This is a genomic window from Pseudomonas sp. WS 5059, from assembly GCF_012985525.1.
In the GTDB taxonomy this organism is placed as follows: Bacteria; Pseudomonadota; Gammaproteobacteria; order Pseudomonadales; family Pseudomonadaceae; genus Aquipseudomonas.
The window spans coordinates 1-1,400 of sequence record NZ_JAAQWO010000020.1; the positions used below are offsets into that span (position 1 = coordinate 1).

A 1,400-nucleotide genomic window follows, 5' to 3' on the forward strand; every position below is an offset into this window, starting at 1 on the left:
GTACCGCTCGACTTGTCCACACCGATGGTGATGACCTGGTTGTTATCCAGGGTGATGGTCAGCGGACCCGTGGTGTTAGTGACGGGTGCGCCGTTTTTATCCACAAGGGTGGCGGTGTAGACGATCTGGCCGCCTTCACCGACAGTTTTGGTCGCGGTCAGCACCACATCGACCTTGTCGATAGTGTCGTTGATGGTGGTAGTCGCGCCATCGCCTGCAACCACGAGTTTCTCGAAGTTGCCGCCGTCAGTGCCGGTGATCTGGACGGTCTGGGTGCTCTTGTCGATGAACACGTCATCGCCTGGGGCATCCACTGTCACGGTGCCGACGGTTTCACCGGCCTTGATGGTGATGGTTTGTTTGTTGTCGAGGGTCAGGGTGACGTCGGTGTCAGCCTTGTTGCTCAAGGTGGCGGTGTAGGTGATCTTGCCGCCTTCGTTGACGGCGCTTGGCGCGGTCAGGGTGACGGTGGTGGTGTTATCGGTGCCTGGGGTATCAGTGACAGTCGTGGTGACCTTGTCGGTATTTGGAACCAGGTTTTCGAAGTGCGCGCCACCGGTGACTTCCTTGATGCCGGTAGTAACGGTTTGGTCGCCTTTGTAGACGTCGTCCGGCGCTACAACCGAAACGGTACCGCTCGACTTGTCCACACCGATGGTGATGACCTGGTTGTTATCCAGAGTCACAGTCACAGGGCTGGTGATGTTGGTTACCGGCGCACCGTTCTTATCCACCAAGGTGGCGGTGTAGACGATCTGGCCGCCTTCACCCACGGTTTTGGTTGCGGTCAGCACCACATCGACCTTGTCGATAGTGTCGTTGATGGTGGTAGTCGCGCCATCGCCTGCAACCACGAGTTTCTCGAAGTTGCCACCGTCAGTCCCGGTGATCTTGACGGTCTGGGTGCTCTTGTCGATGAACACGTCATCGCCTGGGGCATCCACTGTCACAGTGCCGACAGTTTCACCGGCCTTGATGGTGATGGTTTGCTTGTTATCGAGTGTCAGGGTGACGTCGGTATCCGCTTTATTAGAAAGCGTGGCGGTGTAAGTGATCTTGCCGCCTTCACTCACTTCCGACGGAGCAGTCAGCGTCACTGTCGTGGTGTTATCGGTACCTGGGGTATCAGTAACAGTCGTGGTGACCTTGTCAGTCCCCGGGACCAGATTTTCAAAGTGCTCGCCACCGGCGACTTCTTTAATGCCGGTAGTGACAGTCTGGTCGCCTTTGTAGACGTCGTCCGGCGCTACAACCGAAACGGTACCGCTCGACTTGTCCACACCGATGGTGATGACCTGGTTGTTATCCAAGGTGATGGTCAGCGGACCCGTGGTGTTAGTGACGGGTGCGCCGTTTTTATCCACAAGGGTGGCGGTGTAGACGATCTGGCCGCCTTAACA

General features: G+C 57.1%; 1 protein-coding gene. It reads right to left on the reverse strand.

All coding sequences use genetic code 11. The features are described 5' to 3' along the window. Positions 1 to 1,364: immunoglobulin-like domain-containing protein (locus HBO12_RS28165; protein ID WP_346343204.1), on the reverse strand; the 1,364-nt coding region annotated here is incomplete at its 3' end. Positions 1,365 to 1,400 lie beyond the last annotated feature (36 nt).